This is a genomic window from Pseudomonas taetrolens (assembly GCF_900475285.1).
Taxonomy (GTDB): Bacteria; Pseudomonadota; Gammaproteobacteria; order Pseudomonadales; family Pseudomonadaceae; genus Aquipseudomonas; species Aquipseudomonas taetrolens.
In genome coordinates, this window is the sequence record NZ_LS483370.1 from 4,178,835 (window position 1) to 4,197,271 (window position 18,437).

The following is an 18,437-nucleotide window of genomic DNA, read 5'->3' on the forward strand; positions in this document are numbered from 1 at the left end:
GACTGAGCCAGCCTCTTGCCTCGCAATAGGCTCATCCCGTTTGATGTGAGGCGTACTTGAAACATGCACTTCGACCTGATTGATCTGCGCTTGTATTTGAATGTGCTGCAGGCGGGCAATATCACCGCCGGGGCCGGCCTCAGTCATTTGTCGCTGGCCGCCGCCAGTGCGCGCATCAGGGCGATGGAAGCTTCGCTGGGCGTGACGTTTCTGCATCGCAGCCGCCGCGGGGTCAGCCCCACGCCAGCGGGGCAAGCGCTGGCACAACACGCGCGGTTGTTGCTGCAACAGGTCGCCCGGATGAACCACGACCTGACCGAGTACGCCCAAGGCTTCAAGGGTCAGGTCCGGCTACTGTGCAACACCGCCGCCCTGACCGAATACCTGCCAGAGTTGCTGGCCGACTTTGTGCGCCAGCACCCTTCCATCAGCATTGATCAACAAGAACTCACCAGCTTGCGCATTACCCATGCTTTGCGTCAGAACGCCGCCGATATCGGGGTTATCTCCAACGCCGTGGATACCCGTAACCTGCAGACCCGCGCTTTTCGCGACGATCCGCTGGTACTGGTGATGCCACGAGATCATCCGCTCGCCGATCTGCCATCTCCCTCGTTCAGCGACACCTTGAACCATGACTACGTCGGGCTTGGGACAAACAGTGCCTTGGCGGTGTACCTGGAGGAGCAAGCACTGCACATCGGCCTGCGGATGCAGGTGAGAATCCGCGCCGAAGGCTTTGACGGGGTATTGCGAATGGTGGCCCGCGGCGCCGGGTTGGGCATTGTGCCCAAGGCCACCATTGAGCGCTGGCAAGCCCCGCGCACCTTCAATGTGGTGAGCTTGAGCGAGCCTTGGGCGGACCGCAAACTGCTGCTGTGCGCCCGCTCGTTCGAACACTTGCCGGCCTATGCCCGGGCACTGCTGGAAGCGCTGACGACTCGATAAGTCTGTAAGAAATATCGCAGAGTTGCCCTGCTCTGTATGCCTCACTTTTCACCCGGAGTAATATCCGGGCCATCCTGATCCCCGGAGAAACCGCCGGGGTCTTTATCCATATCAAAAACAACAACGAACAGGGCACCTGATGGCTGACGACATTTCTCCCCCCGTCACACTCAAGCGTGGTTTGAAGAATCGCCATATCCAGCTGATTGCCTTGGGTGGCGCGATCGGTACGGGGTTGTTTCTCGGATCCGCAGGCGTACTCAAGTCGGCAGGCCCGTCGATGATTCTCGGCTATGCGATTGCCGGGTTTATCGCATTTCTGATCATGCGCCAGCTGGGCGAAATGATCGTTGAAGAACCCGTGGCCGGTTCTTTCAGCCACTTCGCCCACAAGTACTGGGGCGGCTATGCGGGTTTTCTGTCGGGCTGGAATTATTGGGTGCTGTACGTGCTGGTGGGCATGGCCGAGCTCACGGCGGTCGGTAAATACATCCAGTTCTGGTGGCCCGAAGTCCCGACCTGGGTCAGCGCCGTGGTGTTCTTTGTATTGGTCAACCTGATCAACACACTGAACGTGAAGGTCTTCGGTGAGATGGAGTTCTGGTTTGCGATCATCAAGGTCGTGGCGATTCTCGGCATGATCGTACTCGGCTGCTATCTATTGATCAGCGGCACTGGCGGCCCGCAAGCGTCAGTCAGTAACCTCTGGAGCCACGGCGGTTTCTTCCCCAATGGGGGCACCGGGCTGCTGATGGCGATGGCCTTCATCATGTTTTCGTTCGGTGGCCTGGAGCTGGTGGGCATCACTGCCGCTGAGGCCAGCGAGCCAAAAAAAGTGATTCCCAAGGCGATCAACCAGGTGGTGTACCGGGTACTGATTTTCTACGTCGGCGCACTGACCGTGCTACTGGCACTGTACCCATGGGATCAGTTGCTGGTGACCCTCGGCGCTTCCGGCGATGCGTACAGCGGCAGCCCGTTTGTACAGATCTTTGCCCTGATCGGCAGTAACACCGCCGCACAGATCCTCAACTTCGTCGTGCTGACCGCCGCCCTGTCGGTCTACAACAGCGGCGTGTACTGCAATAGCCGCATGCTGTTCGGCCTCGCCGAACAAGGCGACGCCCCTAAAGCACTGATGCAACTGACTCGCCATGGCGTGCCGTTGCGGGCACTGGGCGTGTCGGCGCTGGTGACCCTGCTGTGCGTCGCGGTCAACTACGTGGCGCCGCACAAAGCATTGGAGCTGCTGTTTGCGCTGGTGGTTGCGTCCTTGATGATCAACTGGGCACTGATCAGCCTCACCCATCTCAAATTCCGCAAGGCCATAGCCACACAAGGTGTAGTGCCTTCGTTCAAAGCGTTCTGGTCCCCATTCAGCAACATCCTGTGCCTGGCCTTTATGGCGGTAATCGTCTCCGTTATCTGGATGATCCCTGACGTTCGCGCCTCGGTGTATGCCATCCCGGTGTGGCTCCTGGTGATCTACGGGTTCTACCGCTTGCGCCTGATCAAGGGCCAGGCGCTGGTGAACAGACACTGATCAAGTGACGCCCCCCGCGCTTTGACTAAAGCTGCCGACACGGCGCATTCGGGTTGCTGGGGGTCGAACCCAGACATCTGTCAGGGAGCTCGGACGGTTACGGTGGGGGTTGTGTCTTAAACCATCACCGGAGTTCTTATGTCTGCGCCGATTACCGTTCTTCGCGATACGCACCCATTGCCTGTGCTCGACGCCTGTAAATGGGAGAAGCTGGAAGGCGACCCGCACACTGTCAACCTCAACGCTTACACCAGCGAAGACGGCAGCAAAATCATGGGCACGTGGATTTGCACGCCCGGCAAGTGGTACGTGGAATATGTGAAGTGGGAGTACTGCGATTTCCGCGAGGGTTATTGCATCATCACGCCAGAAGGCCGGGAGCCGATCCATCTGCGTGCAGGGGATATCTTTGTGATTGAACCGGGCATGAAAGGCACATGGGAAGTGGTTGAAACCGTGCGCAAGTATTTTGTCTTTGCCTGATTGTCACCCCGCAAAAAAACCGGGAACCCGCCCGACGCGGATTCCCGGAAAACCCCTATTGGGGTTTGCGATAGCTGTTGATGATGGCCGAAAAGTCTTTACCGCCTTCTCCGCGCAAACTCATGGCTTGATACAGTTGCTGGGCCACAGCGCCCAGCACCACCGGCTGATGCGCCTGACGTGCCGCCTCGGTGGCCAACCCCAGATCCTTGAGCATCAACTCGGCACCAAAGCCGCCGGTATAGCCGCGCGAGGCCGGTGCCGTTTCAACGATCCCGGGCCACGGGTTGTAGACCTCCGAGCTCCAGCAGCGCCCGGTTGAACTGTTGATCACCCCGGCCAGTACTTCGCTGTCGATGCCCAGTGCCGCGCCCAGCGCCATGGCTTCACTGACACCGACCATGGAAATCCCGAGCAGCAGGTTGTTGCAGATTTTAGCCACTTGGCCGGTTCCCACATCCCCACAACGGACGATGTTGCGCCCCATGAGTGAGAGTACCGGGTGCAGCGTGTCAAACAGCGCTTGAGTGGCACCGACCATAAACGTCAGCGTGCCGGCTTGTGCGCCGCCAGTGCCGCCGGACACCGGTGCGTCAGCCATTGGCACGCCCTGTTTAGCCGCGGCAGCAGCAACATCACGCGCGGTCTGCGGGTCGATGGTGCTGCAATCCACTGCCGGGACACCGTCGCCGATACCGGCCAGCACGCCGTCCTCGCCCAGCCACACACTGCGCACATGGGCCGCCGCCGGCAGCATGGTGATCACCAGCTCCGTGCCTTTGGCAGCCTCGCGTGGCGAGGCACTGATGCGGCCGCCCAAGGCCGCCAGCTCTGCCAGGATGTCTTTGTTCAGGTCAAACAGGTTCAACGAATGCCCTGCCTTGAGCAGATTGCGCGCCATGGGGGCGCCCATGTTGCCCAAGCCAATAAATGCGATGTTCATGATCCGGCCCTCAACGAAGATGGATGGTGGTATTGACGCCATCATTCACGCTGTCATCGTCGAACCAGCGACTGGTGACGGTCTTGGTCTGAGTATAGAACTGTACGACTTGCTTACCGTATGGCCCCAGATCCCCGAGTTTCGAACCCCGAGAGCCGGTGAAACTGAAGAACGGCACCGGCACCGGGATCGGAATATTGATCCCGACCTGACCCACATCGATTTCGCTCTGGAACTTGCGCGCCGCAGCCCCGCTTTGAGTGAACAGCCCGGTACCGTTGCCAAACGGGTTGGCGTTAACCAGCGCGATGGCCTGATCCAGCGTGTCGACCTCGATCACCACCAGGACCGGACCAAAAATCTCCTGGGTATAAATCTGCATGTCGGTGGTCACCCCGGAAAACAGGGTCGGCCCCACGAAGTTACCTTGCTCAAAACCCGGCACCTTGACGTCGCGACCATCCAGTTCGAGAACCGCCCCCTCTTTGATCCCGCTTTCGATCAGCCCCAGCACACGTTCTTTCGCACGCTTGGAAATCAGTGGCCCCACGTCAGTGCCCGCTTCGCTGCCCGCGTTAACCTTGAGCTGCTGCGCCAGCGCCTTGAGGTCCGGCAGCCATTGTTTGGCCGCGCCCACCAGCACCACCACCGAGGTCGCCATGCAACGTTGACCGGCGGCACCAAAGCCCGCACCGACCAGCGCATTGAGGGTTTGCTGGCGATTGGCGTCTGCCAGCACCACGGCGTGGTTCTTCGCGCCCATCATGGATTGCACACGCTTGCCATGACGACCGGCCAGGTCGTAGACATGAGTGCCGACAGCGGTTGAGCCGACGAACGACACCGCCTTGATATCCGCGTGGGTGCAGAGTGCATCCACCACGTCCTTGCCACCGTGAACAACGTTCAGCACGCCTGGCGGCACTCCGGCCTCCAGCGCCAGCTCGACCAGCATCAACGTCGACAGCGGGTCTTGCTCGGACGGCTTAAGGACAAAGGTATTACCGCAGGCAATGGCCATCGGGAACATCCACAACGGAATCATCGCCGGGAAGTTGAAGGGCGTGATCCCCGCGCAAACACCGATCGGTTGACGCAGGGTGTAGGTATCAACACCGCCCGCGACGTTTTCAGCGAATTCACCCATCTGCAAAGTGCCGATGGAGCACGCGTGCTCGACGACTTCAAGGCCGCGAAAAATATCGCCCTCGGCGTCGGCAATGGTTTTGCCCTGTTCAGCGCTGAGGACGGTGGCGATGCGCTTGGAGTGCTCGCGTATCAGCGCCTGAAGTTTGAGCATGATGCGCATCCGGGCGCCGATTGGCGTCAGCTTCCAGGTCTGGAAAGCGCGCTGGGCAGCATCGATGGCCGCGTTCACTTCATCGGGTGTGGCGAACGGAACTTTGGCCAGCACTTGTTGAGTGGCCGGGTTAACGATGTCGTGCCACTCAGTGGTCTGCGACTCGATCCATTCACCATCAATCAGCAAGCGGGCGTTTTGGTATGGGGCGGTAGAAACGTTCATGGAAGTCTCCGACATTATTTTTATGTTGCGTCAGTAGCGCGTGTACGGGCGTCCAGATTGGTCGCAGGACTGTTTTTGGAGTATAGGTGTGCGTTCTTCTAATAAGAACGCACATAAAAGCCGGTCTAACATGCAAAAAAACATCACATCGTTAAGCGCTTTGAACTGGGACGACCTGAAGTTTTTTCTTGAGGTGGCCCGCACCCGCAAAGCCAGCAGCGCAGCCAAACGCCTGGCCGTGGACTACACGACCGTGTCGCGCCGCATCAGCTCGCTGGAGGCCGCACTCGGCACTTTGCTGTTTGAAAAGTCGCGCACCAATGGCTTTACCCTGACCAGCGAAGGTCAGCGTCTGCTGGGTTATGCCGAGTCGATCGAAAGCACGCTGCACATGGCCTGCGAGCAGGTTTCAGGCTCTGGCGTGGCATTGTCGGGCCATGTGCGCATGGGCTGTACCGAGGGTTTCGGCAGCTTTTTCATCACCCCACAGTTGAGTCACTTTGTGGATGCCTACCCGGCAATCTCGGTGGATATCCTGCCACTGCCGCACTTCATCAGCCTGTCCAAGCGCGAGGCGGATATCGTCATCGCGCTGGAGCGCCCGGAACACGGCCCCTACGTGTGCTGCAAGCTGTGCGATTACCGACTGCAGCTGTTTGCGACCCAGGAATATCTGGATCAGCACCCGCCGATCCGCCGGCCTTCTGACCTGGCAGAGCACCCGTTTATCAGTTACGTCGACGATTTGGCATTTAGCTCGGAGTTGCTGTACCTGGCCAATGTGCTGCCCGGCGCCAGCGCCAATCTGCGCAGCACCAGCGTGATCGCACAGTACGTGGCCGCTCAGCAAGGCCGTTCACTGGCGATTCTGCCGTGTTTTCTGGCCGCCCAGGACCCGCGTTTGCTGCCGGTACTGCCGCAGGAGATCAACCTGACACGGCAGTTCTGGATGTACTGCCGCGAGGACCTGCGCAAGCTCAAGCGGATCACCCTGTTGTGGGATTACATCCGCGAGGTCACTGAGCTGAATGCACCGTTGTTGCTGGGGGAAACCCGGGGGATGAAGTTTGCGGACTAAGGTCCGGAGGGTCTTCGCGATACCAGGGCTGCTACACGCCATCGCAGCCCCTGGCAGCAGCTACAAACAGCCTTTAATCGGCGATCACCACGATCGACACCCGGCGGTTTTCAGTGCGTCCGGCACGGGTTTTGTTCGACGCGACGGGTTCGCGGCTGCCCAGCCCGCGGATCTGGATATTCTCAGGACGCATGCCCGTACGGGTCAGCACCTTGACCACGCTGTTGGCGCGGCGCACTGAAAGCTGTTCGTTATAAGACTCCTGCCCCGAGGCGTCGGTATGGCCATCAACCCGCACCCGCTGAATGTCGACGGCAAGCAAGGCGGTGCCGATACGTTCAACGATTTCCTGGCTTTGCGCATTGAGCACTTCAAGGTCACTGCCAAACAGTACTTTTCCCGACAGGCCAAACGCCCAACCTTCTTCCGTGAGCTCAAAACCTTGCTGTTGCAATACTGCAATCTGCGCCGGGTTCAAGCCCTTTTGCGGGGCTGTCTGACAGCCGTTCAAAGCCAGCATTGCCAACAACATGGCAACCCCGAAAAACGGTGAATAACGTTGGATCAAAGCACGCATGGGGAAAACTAGCTCCTGGAAATAACGGAATTAACGGGGCACTCCAGCACCGCGATCTGTTGTCCGCCTCGAGCGAGGCGTTTGGCCTGGTACATCGCCGAGTCTGCCGCACGCAGCAACGTATCCGGGTCTGCTCCATGGTCGGGATAAACGGCAATACCAATGCTAAGCGAGGTCACTGCCGTGGTTTTACCGGGCAATTGAATCGGCTCAAGCATGCTGAGGATGATTTTGTCAGCAATCCGTTGAGCGTCTTCGATCCTGTGCAGCGGGGTCAGGAGAATTGCAAACTCGTCACCTCCCATGCGCGCCACCACATCATCTTCGCGCAGCTGACCGCGAACCCGCGTCGCCACCGCCATCAACACCGCATCGCCCGCGGCATGACCGAAGGTGTCGTTGATGTCCTTAAAACGGTCGCTGTCGAGAAACAGCACCGCAGCTTTTTCGGTGGGTTTGTGCAGCGAACGCAACGTACGCGCCAGCCGCGCTTCAAAGTAGCCGCGATTGGGCAGATTGGTCAGCGAGTCATGATTGGCCTGGTGCGCCAGGGTCTGGTTTTCGTTCTGCAAGTGGCTTTGCCATGATTCCAGCTCATCGAGCAACGCATTGAAGTCGTTGCCCAAGTCGTCCAGCTCCGCGATATCGGCGGGTGGTACTCGACGATCGAACGCCCGTTCGCACCGTGCGGCGTGAGCGACCTCGGCCAGTTGCTGCAGCGGCCCGGTGATGCCCCCCAGCAAACGGCGCGACAGGTACAACGCACTCCATACACTCAAGGCTGTGCACACCATGACCCCAATCACGCCACCGAGTAAAAAGCTCAACATATTGGCGCCATGCACACTGACCACCACCGTCCCGATCTCTTCACCCTGATGCTGGATAGGCACGCTGATCGGTTGCTCAAGCAGACTGTTGGCCAACAGCATTTCAACCTTCGACATCACGCCGTTTTCGGGACGCTGCCATTGCGCCAGCAACTCGCCCTGCGCGGTATAGATCTCGGCCTTGGCCACCGCCTCGGTGGACGAAATCATCGCCAATGCTTCGGTCGCCGCCGCCCGATCATCGAACACCACGGCCGCTTCCACGGTGTAATTGATGGCACGGGCAATCAACTGCAGGTTGTGATCAGCGTAGACCTTGAGCGCCAGAGTGCCCAACAATGTGAGCGAGACACTGGCCAGTGTTACGGCGACCAATGCAACGCCCAGGTGACCTCTGCGCAACACCGAGCGCAGACGGTGCCTACGATTTTCAGGCGTTTTTGGCTGGCTCATGGCTGGGCTTCCCGGCGGCGTGACAGCTGCAACACACTGGGGTGAATGCGCACGCCACTGCGGGAAACGGAATCGAGGTTGACCTCAAACGAGACTTTCTGATCGCTGATGTGCAGACAAAACAGGCTGCCGACGGTGCATTGGTTACCGTCTTCACTGATGCTCAGCACGGCCAGTCCATTCAGCCGGCTAAACAGGTGGCTGCGCTCTTGCGCACTTAACTTGCCGAGGTACACAGCGTTGCAGTCACTGGGAATAGTGGGATTATTCGTCAGCAAACGACGGACGTGCACCGGCCTACCGCTGGATTGAGTCGCACCTTTAAGCAGGTCGTCGGTGTATTCGGTAGGCCCGATCACACACAACTGTAATTGGGTGGGCTCTGTCGGCCAGCGAGCGTAGCTGAGTATCCCCAGAACAACTTGGGTAACGGCTTTGGCACGTTGATCAGCCAGATTTATCGGCACTACTGGTTGAGCCAGGCAAGGAGTGCTCAGCAGCAACACACCAAGGAGTAGCAGCCACAGCCGCCATCCAAGATGCTGTTCCGCTGAAGAGACTGCCACGTCCATGCAGGATTTCTCTGATATCGTTGTAGGAGTAATGTCGCAACGATAGCACAGCCTTTGTCCAGACTGTGACACACATCACACTCTGTCGACTCCTCCGCCCGAATTAAGTCAAGTCCAACATCAAGCCGCTCAAGCGTTTGACCTTGCGCTGCACAGCCTCTTCAAACACTCCGGCACGCGGCTCGATCAGGCTGAACCAGTGCTTGGCGCGAGTGATGCCGGTGTAGATCAGCTCTTTGGTCAAAACCGGATTGAGTGCTTCCGGCAGGACCAGCGCCGTGTGCGAAAACTCCGAGCCCTGCGACTTGTGAACGGTCATGGCGTACACCGTTTCAACATCATTGAGCCGGCTTGGCAGAACAAAGCGGATCCCGCCCTGTCCGTCGTTGCGGGCAAACGCCACGCGCAATACACAACGTTGCGTCTGGCCATCACGCTCCGGGAGTTTGAGCGCGATACCAATGTCACCATTCATCAAGCCCAGACCGTAATCATTACGGGTCATCAACACCGGGCGGCCTTCATACCAATGCTGATCGCTGTCGATCAACTGGCTGGCGTACAAGGCGCGGGTAATGCGTTCATTCAAGCCCTCTACCCCCCATGGCCCCTTGCGTACGGCACACAGCACCTGGAACGCCTCGAATGCGTCCAGTACCTTGCCCGCCCAGGCGGCCCAACACGGGTCTTCCAGCCCGACATCTACCGCCGGCCGCTGATTGCGCAACACTTCAAGATAATGCCGGTAGCCCTTGGCCTCGGCACTTCGGCCCTCCAGCGCCAAGCGCTCAAAGGCACGGTCACGCTCGCCTTTGAGCGGCAGCGCGAACAAGTCGGCATGGCTGCCGGCCGCCAATAACGCCCGTGCCTCCCGGGACTGTTGCTGATTGACCAGTCGCGAGAGCTGACCGATGCCACTGCCTTCACCAAAACGTCGTGAATGACGCAACATCACTACTTGCTGGGCCAATGGATGCGTACCGTCCAGGTCTTGCTGCAGGTCACTGGTACTGAGCTGTTCACCGCTGACCTGCTCCAGCCACGCACGGGTTTGCGGGGAGTACCAGCCTGCCTCTGCATCACGGCACAGATCACCCAGCACGGCACCGGCTTCTACCGAGGCCAGTTGATCCTTGTCCCCCAGCAGCACCAACCGTGCATGGGCCGGCAAGGCATCCAGCAGGTTGGCCATCATCTCCAGATCGATCATCGACGCTTCGTCGACCACCAATACATCCAGCGGTAGACGGTTACCCGCATGATGACGAAAGTGTCGCGTGCCGGGACGGCTGCCCAGCAGGCGGTGAACCGTCGTCACGTCGCTGGGGATTTTTTGCCTGACCTTGTCGTCCACTTCCAACGATTTGACTTGCAGGCTGATGGACTCGGTCAGGCGGGCTGCCGCCTTGCCGGTTGGCGCCGCCAGACGGATGCGCAATGGCACGCCCGCTTCGACAGCAGGGGCTTGGAGCAGAGCCAGCAAACGCACCACAGTGGTGGTTTTGCCGGTACCCGGGCCCCCGGTCACGATGCTGAAGGCACCACGGGTAGCCACGGCGCAAGCCAGTTTCTGCCAGTCAATCGGTGCAGTGGCCGCTGGCGTGCCGAACAATGCCGTCAAACGCGCTGGCAAGTCATCCGGTGTGGGTTCCGGGGCCGCCAGGCGCTGGCGCAACGCGCTGTCGATTCTTCGCTCATAAGCCCAGTAACGACGTAAATACAGACGGCGCTCGCTCAGGACCAAAGGCCGGCTGGCGGCATCTGCCGTCGGCCGGCCTGCATGCTCGACCAACGCACTGCCCTGCAGGGCCTTGCACCAGGCGTTACCATCCAGCGCCTCCAGCAACTGCGAGGGCAGCAACATGGCCCCGGTCTGGAGATCGCCTTCAGGTGGCAGAGACAGTGCGAAGTCCGGCTCCTTGAGGGTTTCAAACAAATCCAGGCACACATGCCCGTGGCCCAACTGATGACTGGTCAACGCCGCCGCCAACAACACCAACGGATCCCCGTGCGGATCACGCTCATGGAGAAACGCTACGAACGCTTTATCCAGCGCACGTAACCAGCCCCGCTCGACCCAACGTTCCAGCAACAGCAGCAAGTCGTCGGCCTGGTTCAAGGGTTGCAACCGGGCAAGGCTTTCGGCCGTCAACGGTGTCGGCAACAGCTCGGCAAATGAACGACTCATAACAACACTCCCTGTTCCCACGCCGGTTCAGCCTGCTGCCGGGGTTTGCCCTGGAACATCAGGTCCAGGCTTTCGATCAACAATCGCGGTGGCCGTGTAAAGAACACGCCCTGCCCTTGAGAGCGGGTACCGCGCAAGAATAAATACAGCGCACCCCCCATATGCCGGTCGTAGTCGTAATCAGCCAGCCGCGCTTTGAGTTGACGGTGCAGGGCCAACAGATACAAGACGTATTGCAGGTCGTAGCGGTTATCCAGAATGGAGGCCGTCATCGCGTGCTCGGTATAGGCCTCGTCGTCGCTGCCCAACCAGTTGGATTTGTAGTCCGCCACGTAATAGCGTCCGGCATGCTCGAAGGTCAGGTCGATAAATCCTTTGAACATGCCATTGAGCAAGCTCGGCTCGGCCGCGGCACGCGAAACGCCGCCGTGAGTGTGCTGACGCACAAGCGCGTCCAGTTGCACCACATCCACTTTGTGGCTGGCGAACCAGAACTCCATTTCGATCTGGTACTGACCCAACTGGCTCAACACCACCGCTGGCTGACCATTGTTCAGACGCAGCGGTTCATCCTGCAGGTGGTGCAGCCAGTCGCTCAGGGTTTCGATCCAGCCCTGCCAGCCGCGCCGGTTACACCGCCGCGCCACCGCATCGTGGATGGCCGGCGGGGTGGCCTTGAACCCTTCGCTCCCGGCCCATTCAAGCAGGCCGTGAAGGAAGGTCCCGGGATTGGGCCCACGAGGAAAGCGGTGAATATCGCCACCGCTGAGCAACACATCACGCGGTGCATCGGGATCCAGACGCTCGTCATCCGAAAGCTTCTGCGCCAAGGCGCTTTCAGGTGCCTCGGCTGGGCTAAGGCTGTCGCTGATGCGCAATGCACTGTAGGACGCAATCCACCAGTTCTCGGCTGCGCGCCGCACCGGGACGCGAGGTTTCAGCAAGCTCGCTTGATTGGCCGGCGGGTAGAAATGCTGCTCGCTAACGAGAGGCACAGGCATGCACTGCATGCCTTCACACCCTTGCTGCGTGTCGGCAAGCCAGCGTTCCAGCCCGACAGACTCGGCGAGCAACGCCCCGCCACCCAACAGGTAACCCAAAGCCGAAAGGTGCAAAACCGAGCGATTGTTGTTACCCCGCTTGAGGTCGGCCACACCGAGCCAGCAAGCATGCTGGGCACGGGTCAACGCCACGTAGAGCAAGCGCAAGTCTTCGGCCAGACGCTCGTCATCGGCCTGGACGATCAGCTCCGGTACAGGGCTCAAACTGACGTGGGCATTGCCTTGGGCATCGTGGTAATGCAAGGGCAGACGACTGCCATCCACAGGCTTTGCCGAACAGATGAACGGCAAGAACACCAAAGGATATTCCAGGCCCTTGGACTTGTGGATGGTCACCACTTTGACCAGCTGTTCATCGCTTTCAAGACGCAGGATCTGCTCTTCGCCCGCCTGCCCGGACAATGCCAGGTGTTCGGCCAGATGCCGGATCAACGCCTGCTCACCATCCAGTTCGGCGGCAGCCTGTTGCAAGAGCTCGGACAGGTGCAGCACATTGGTCAAGACACGCTCGCCATCGACCCGGGCGATCAGTGCCTGGGGCAATTCAAAGTCGTGGAGCAAACGGCGCAACATGGCGAGCACCCCTTGCTTGCGCCAGGTTTCGCGGTAGCCACGAAATTGCATAACGCGTTTTTCCCAGGCCAGTTCGTCCTGATTCAAACGCTCCAGCTCGATCAAGGGCAGGTCCAACGTGATGCACGCCAGCGCGGCGCGCAGGGGGCGCTCGACATCAGGCTCGGCGCAGGCTTTGAGCCAGGCCAACACATCGTGCGCTTCCTGCGCGGCGTAAACCGAATCCTTATCCGACAAGTAAACGCTACGCACACCACGATTCGACAGTTCGCGCCGAACAGCCTGCGCCTCCTTACCGTCACGTACCAGAATCGCGATATCAGCCGGCAACACACCTCGCACAATGTGGCCGTCCAGGGCAAAGCCGCAGCGACCTTGTTGCCCGCCATTGAGCAACTCAACAATCTGGCTGGCACACACTGCCGCCAGTTGCTGACGGTAAACCGCACCCGACACCGGCTGCTCTGAAGGCAATTGCCAGAGGGTTAACGCAGTGGCGGGCTGACCGTCCAGCTGCAAGACTTCCTTGCGCCCCTGGGATTTCACCGAAACAAATGGCACAGGGTTTTCAGAACCCTCGCGGAACAGGAATGCCCCCCGTCCAGCCTCTCTCTGCTCGGCCCGCTCAAAGATGTGGTTTACCGCGTTGACCATCGCGTGACTTGAACGGAAGTTGGTGTCCAGCGTGTGCAGTCGCCCCTGAGTAGCGTGACGGGCACGCAAATAGGTGTAGATGTCAGCACCGCGAAAGGCGTAGATCGCCTGCTTCGGATCACCGATCAGGAACAGGCCGGTGTCGGGGTTGTTGTCTTCGATGCGGTAGACGGTTTGGAAGATGCGGTACTGCACCGGGTCGGTGTCCTGAAATTCATCAATCAGCGCCACCGGGAACTGTTCGCGAATCAGGGTCGCCAATCGCTCACCACCCTCTGCCTGCAGGGCATTGTCCAGTCTGAGCAGCATGTCATCGAAGCCCATCTCGGCGCGGCGACGTTTTTCTTCTTCAAAACGCACGCTCACCCAGCGTGCCGCATGCTGCAGAACGGCGGCATCCGGGGTCGGCAAGGCATCGAGCGCCGCTTTCAGGCCAAGCATCGCGTCCAGTGCCGGATGCTGCGGTGGCTCACCTTTCCAGGCCTCGGCCATACCGTCCGGGGTCAGACGGCTGAAACCGGTGCCCAGGTCCAGTTGCTCCTGGGAATCATCGCTGGCCCAGGCGCTGAGTTTTTCAAACCAGGGCTCAAAATAGCGGGCCTGCATTTTTCGACCGTCGACCGTTTTACTGGCAACGCCTTGCAGGCAAATCTCGCGCAACGCCTGGGCCCATTGCAGCCACGGCGTTTTAAGTTGTGACAGCGCCTCGCGACGCTGCTGCAAACAAGCCTCAATCATTTCTGCCGGCGTTTGCTCTGTGACAGGCGCCTGACGCGAGCTGGCGAACAGTGCCCGAACCCGCGGCAACAAAGCAGCAGGCCCGCTCCAGTTGGCACGTACCCAGTTCAATGCATCGCCGTGCATGGGGTAGCAAAACAGTCGCCAATAGTCGCGTAATACTTCGCCCAGTAAATCACTGTGGTCGGTTTCAAGCGTTTGGGTGAACAGACTGCCGCTGTCAAAAGCGTGCTCACGCAGCATCCGCTGGCACCAACTGTGGATGGTCGAAACCGCAGCCTCATCCATCCACTGCGCAGCGATATCGAGGCGCCCGGCGCACGCTGCCCATTGCCCGGGATCGAATTGATCACGCAGCTGCGCAACCAAGGCATCGGGGGCGTCAATCTCGTCACGGAAATACCGTGCAGCCTCTGCCAGCCGGGTACGAATACGATCACGCAGCTCTTTGGTCGCCGCATCGGTGAAGGTCACCACCAGGATTTGCGGCGGTAGCAACTCGCGGCCAAAGTCCGCGCCATCGCCACCGTGCCCCAATATCAAACGCAGATAGAGCGCTGAGATAGTGAAGGTTTTGCCGGTGCCGGCGCTGGCTTCAATCAACTGGCTGCCGCGTAACGGAAAGCCTAGTGCCAAAGGTAGGGTTTGCGCACTCATCAACGGGCTGCCTCGCTGCTCAATGAACGCCAGGGCGCCTCAAATAGGGGTCGATAAAGGGCGTCGCACCACCCTTCGAATTCAGCATTGGCCATCAAGGCCGCATAGTCCGGAAACTGGCGGGCCAAGGCTGCGCTTTCGCGGCGCTCACCGTCGCTGGTTTGTCCGTCACCTTCGTAGGCTTTCTGCGCTGCAGCGTCGGCCTTGGCCGGGTCTGTCTGTGCCAGCCAGGCAAATGCCGTTTTGACCGCAACGGGCAGCGGACGCCCCATGCCGACTTTCCAGGACACCAGCAAATTACCCAGAATGTCACGGGCTTGCCCGGGCTCCAGAGGCCCTAGCAGCAAAGTGTCATCGCTGGCCACCAGCGCGGTAGACATGTCCAGGCCGCTGGCACAGGCCACCAGATGATTAACCCAGGGGCGAGTCAGACGGTGCCATTTACGGGTTTTAACTGCGCCGATGCTGTTAGGAATCGTCGTGATGGACAATAAACCATTGTCACTTCGCTGATGCAGGTGACTGAGCCATCCCTCAAGCAGCACGCCGTGATCGTCGAAACGGACAGGCAAGGCAGTGTTAAGCGGCGTCGGCCAAAGAGCCAGTAACTGCTGATAGCGTTGCAACACATCCGGCAGTGGTTCAATCAACTCATGCTGCAGGCACTCGCCAAAACCCGCCATGGGCAACAAGCCGCTGCCCTGCAACCGCAAGGCACGAGTATGCAAGGCCTGCTCAAACTGATCAGGCTGCGCCAGTGCGGCTTCGAGCAAGCTGTCACTCAAGGTGTAACGCTGTAACGCATCAAGCACGAATGGCTCTTCATCCGCTAAAGGCACTTCGGCTGCCTCAAAGAAGACTTTCAGACGCTGACTAAAGAAGTGACGAACAGGGTTACGAAAAAAATCCTGCAACTGCGTCAGGTTCAGCGGTTCTTCCTGTTGATAGGCTTCCAGCGTGGCGGGCGGGGTTCGCTCAGGCTTGGGCTCATGCAATTGCTGCCATTCACGGGCATAACTGAACAGGTTCGAATCGCCTTCATGGAAATAACGCGTACTGAACGGCTGAAGCGGATGCTCCTGGGTCATGGCATCCAGCAGGTCATGGTCGCCCGCCAGTTGCCAGCCGCTGGCCAGGTGATCACGTAACTGGCCAATCAATACACAGGCCGGACGCTCTGAGTTGTCGCGAATACTGCGCCCTACCCAACTGACATAAAGCTGATCCCGGGCAGAAAGCAGCGCTTCGAGCAGCAGATAACGATCATCCTCACGGCGGGATCGATCGCCCGGACGATAGTCGCTGCCCATCAAGTCAAAATCCAGAGGCGGCTGTGCTCGCGGGTAGTCACCATCATTCATGCCCAGCAGGCATACCAGCTTGAACGGGATCGCACGCATGGGCATCAAGGTACAAAAATTGACGGCACCGGCCAGAAAGCGTTGTGACAACTTGCCTTGGTCGAGTCCGGCCAGCCATGCTTCGCGCACCACCGTCAGCGGTAACTCATCCTGCAGCCCCACCTGTTCACAGGTCTCCAGCCATGTTTCGCGCAGCTCCTCAAGCTGGGCCAGCAAGTAATCGTCATGCTCGGTTTCGGCTTGGAAGAACAGCTGCATCAAGGCTTGCAGGCGCTCCCCCCACTGTTGCGGCAATGCTGGTTGCGACAGTTCCTGGTGGGCAATTTCCAGGGCATCAAGCAATGCCACGAGCGGTCCGATCAATACCGCATCAAGGCCGCCAATTTCATCATAGGGCTCGATGCCATCGCAGGCCTCGCCACTGCCGACGGCATAGCCGAGCAACATGCGACGCAAGCCGAAACGCCAACTGTTTTGCTCCAGTTGTGACGGCAAGCCAAGGCCTGCCCGCTGCTCGGCATTCAACCCCCAGCGAATCCCCGCGCCCTCAATCCAACGATGCAAGGTCGGCAAGTCGCGCTCTTGTACCTTAAAACGAGCACGCAGGGCTGGGACATCCAGCAGGTCCAGAATTTCACTGACCGGGAAGCGGCTATCAGGCAACTTCAGCAGATGCTCAATGGCAATCAGTAAAGGATCACGTCCACGCTGACCTTGATCGGCCAGGGTGTAGGGAATAAACCGGCGATCGTCACGTTCGATTTGTCCGAATACAGCGCGGATATGCGGTGCATAACTGTCAACATCGGGCACCATCACAATCACGTCTCGAGGCTGCAGCTCAGGATTTTCACTAAATCGCGCAAGTAACTGGTCGTGAAGAATCTCAACTTCTCGCTGCGCACTGTGAGCAACGTGGAAGCGGATTGAATTGTCTTGCGCTGGATCGACAGGAGGCCACAGATCACGGGTTTCGTTGAGTGGACGCAACTCCAGAATGTCATCCTGCAACTGGTTCAGCATGTTGAGCGGTTCAACTTCACTGAACAGGTCGATACGCCCGTCCCGAAAAGCCGCACGATAACTGTTGGGGTCATCGTAACTGTCGAGCAGGTTGATGTAGTCGCGACCCTGCTTTCCCCACGCTGCAAGCAATGGATGTGCGTGTTGATGCAGGATGTCAGGGTCCAGCGCTGTAGGCATCCCGACTTTGCGGGCTTGGCGTTTGTACTGATGACGCAGCAGGTCTTTGTCAGCCACGATGTCAGACCAGTGGTGTCGGCATGGATTGTGAACACACAGCAACACCTGGCTGAACCGGGCCAGCCCGGCCAATGCTTCGAGCGCCTGTGCAGGCAGCGAGGAAATACCGAACACGATCACTCGCGCCGGTAAGCCGGGCGGGGCTTGCTCGAGACTGTTTATTTTCTCGATAAAGCGTTGGTGCACGCCTGCCCGGCTCTGGGACATACCCTCCTCCCCGACATCCAGCAACAACGCGCGCCACAACTCGGCCTGCCAGCAATTGGCCGGGCTCAGGGCCGGGCTTTCGCCCCGTGCATTGCGCAATTGATGACGACCGGCTGCCCAGTCCTCCAGCCAGTCCGCCCGATAGACCTGGTATTGGTCAAACAAGTCTGCAAGACGTTCTGAGAGCTGGTAGCGCTTGCGCAAGTCGGTGTCATGGGTCAGGAAGCGCTGGAGCGGTTCAAAGTGCGGTTGATCGATCAGAGCGGGGAGCAAACGCATCAAGCGCCAGGTCAGGGGGGCTTTATCCAGCAGAGACTTGGCCGGGATCTCTTCGCTGCCCAGAACGAGTCGATAAAGCTGCCACATGAAACTGCCGGGCAGTTGCACATCCACCGCTGCGGCAATACCACAGCCGCCAGAGTCATCGTCCTGAGCGTCCCCTGCCAGAGCCAGCTTCAGCCATTGGGCAATGCCATTGCTCTGGACCAACGCAATTTCGTTTTCCAAAGGCGCCAAAGGATAGCGGCGCATCCAGCTGACAACCAGGCTGCGTAACTCATCGAGGCGGTTACCGTGAACCACCATGAAACCCGCATTGAGAGACGTAGCAACCGGCATGTCGGCATCCTTAGGAGAAAGCAAATCCAAAGGCGAACCTTAACATTGCTCGGAGGGATTGGTGAGAGTCTAGCTGCAGGCCTGGCGGGAGCAGAGCACCTGGCTTTTCTTGGCACAAAAACAAACCCCCTGTCTGCGTGAGCAGACAGGGGGTTTGGAATTTAA

Annotated in this window: 12 protein-coding genes; 4 read left to right on the forward strand and 8 right to left on the reverse strand. The window is 59.2% G+C overall.

Annotation, left to right across the window (positions count from 1 at the left end; all coding sequences use genetic code 11):
- Positions 1 to 63: 63 nt before the first annotated feature.
- The 3 genes from DQN55_RS19340 to DQN55_RS19350 all read left to right on the forward strand — a co-directional run bounded on the left by DQN55_RS19340 (position 64) and on the right by DQN55_RS19350 (position 2,974).
- Entirely contained in the window at positions 64 to 948 is an 885-nt protein-coding gene (locus DQN55_RS19340) for a LysR substrate-binding domain-containing protein (RefSeq protein ID WP_048383469.1), read from the forward strand.
- 139 nt (positions 949 to 1,087) lie between these two features.
- On the forward strand, positions 1,088 to 2,491 hold the full coding sequence (locus DQN55_RS19345; RefSeq protein ID WP_048383467.1) for an amino acid permease: 1,404 nt from the start codon (positions 1,088 to 1,090) through the stop codon (positions 2,489 to 2,491).
- 138 nt (positions 2,492 to 2,629) lie between these two features.
- The gene (locus DQN55_RS19350) at positions 2,630 to 2,974 is read left to right on the forward strand and encodes a cupin domain-containing protein (protein ID WP_048383465.1); all 345 of its coding nucleotides are present in this window, start codon (positions 2,630 to 2,632) and stop codon (positions 2,972 to 2,974) included.
- 55 nt (positions 2,975 to 3,029) lie between these two features.
- Here the strand turns inward: DQN55_RS19350 and mmsB are convergent, their stop codons facing one another.
- Together mmsB and DQN55_RS19360 are read right to left on the reverse strand one after the other, a co-directional pair.
- The gene (gene mmsB, locus DQN55_RS19355) at positions 3,030 to 3,917 is read right to left on the reverse strand and encodes a 3-hydroxyisobutyrate dehydrogenase (RefSeq protein WP_048383463.1); all 888 of its coding nucleotides are present in this window, start codon (positions 3,915 to 3,917) and stop codon (positions 3,030 to 3,032) included.
- A gap of 10 nt (positions 3,918 to 3,927) precedes the next feature.
- The gene (locus DQN55_RS19360) at positions 3,928 to 5,442 is read right to left on the reverse strand and encodes a CoA-acylating methylmalonate-semialdehyde dehydrogenase (RefSeq protein ID WP_048383461.1); all 1,515 of its coding nucleotides are present in this window, start codon (positions 5,440 to 5,442) and stop codon (positions 3,928 to 3,930) included.
- Between the two features lie 130 nt (positions 5,443 to 5,572).
- On the opposite strand from DQN55_RS19360, the gene DQN55_RS19365 reads away from it, so the two are divergent.
- Positions 5,573 to 6,520 carry a LysR family transcriptional regulator gene (locus tag DQN55_RS19365; RefSeq protein ID WP_048383459.1) on the forward strand — a complete coding sequence of 316 codons (948 nt, stop codon included), beginning with the start codon at positions 5,573 to 5,575 and terminating at the stop codon, positions 6,518 to 6,520.
- A gap of 73 nt (positions 6,521 to 6,593) precedes the next feature.
- Here DQN55_RS19365 and DQN55_RS19370 read toward each other — a convergent pair whose 3' ends face one another.
- The 6 genes from DQN55_RS19370 to recC all read right to left on the reverse strand — a co-directional run bounded on the left by DQN55_RS19370 (position 6,594) and on the right by recC (position 18,272).
- Positions 6,594 to 7,097 carry an outer membrane lipoprotein YfiB gene (locus tag DQN55_RS19370; RefSeq protein WP_048383457.1) on the reverse strand — a complete coding sequence of 168 codons (504 nt, stop codon included), beginning with the start codon at positions 7,095 to 7,097 and terminating at the stop codon, positions 6,594 to 6,596.
- Between the two features lie 8 nt (positions 7,098 to 7,105).
- Positions 7,106 to 8,380, reverse strand: coding sequence for a diguanylate cyclase DgcN/YfiN (locus DQN55_RS19375; protein WP_048383455.1), 1,275 nt, complete (start codon positions 8,378 to 8,380; stop codon positions 7,106 to 7,108).
- A complete protein-coding gene (locus DQN55_RS19380; protein ID WP_048383453.1) occupies positions 8,377 to 8,952 on the reverse strand; it encodes a regulatory sequestration protein YfiR in 576 nt (191 codons plus the stop codon). The genes DQN55_RS19375 and DQN55_RS19380 overlap by 4 nt, the downstream gene beginning before the upstream one ends.
- A gap of 103 nt (positions 8,953 to 9,055) precedes the next feature.
- Entirely contained in the window at positions 9,056 to 11,140 is a 2,085-nt protein-coding gene (gene recD, locus DQN55_RS19385) for an exodeoxyribonuclease V subunit alpha (protein ID WP_048383451.1), read from the reverse strand.
- Positions 11,137 to 14,823: an exodeoxyribonuclease V subunit beta gene (gene recB, locus DQN55_RS19390; protein ID WP_048383449.1), complete on the reverse strand. Its 3,687-nt coding sequence runs from the start codon at positions 14,821 to 14,823 to the stop codon at positions 11,137 to 11,139. The genes recD and recB overlap by 4 nt, the downstream gene beginning before the upstream one ends.
- A complete protein-coding gene (gene recC / locus DQN55_RS19395) occupies positions 14,823 to 18,272 on the reverse strand; it encodes an exodeoxyribonuclease V subunit gamma (protein ID WP_048383447.1) in 3,450 nt (1,149 codons plus the stop codon). Before recC ends, recB begins: the two co-directional genes overlap by 1 nt.
- Between the last annotated feature and the right edge of the window lie 165 nt (positions 18,273 to 18,437).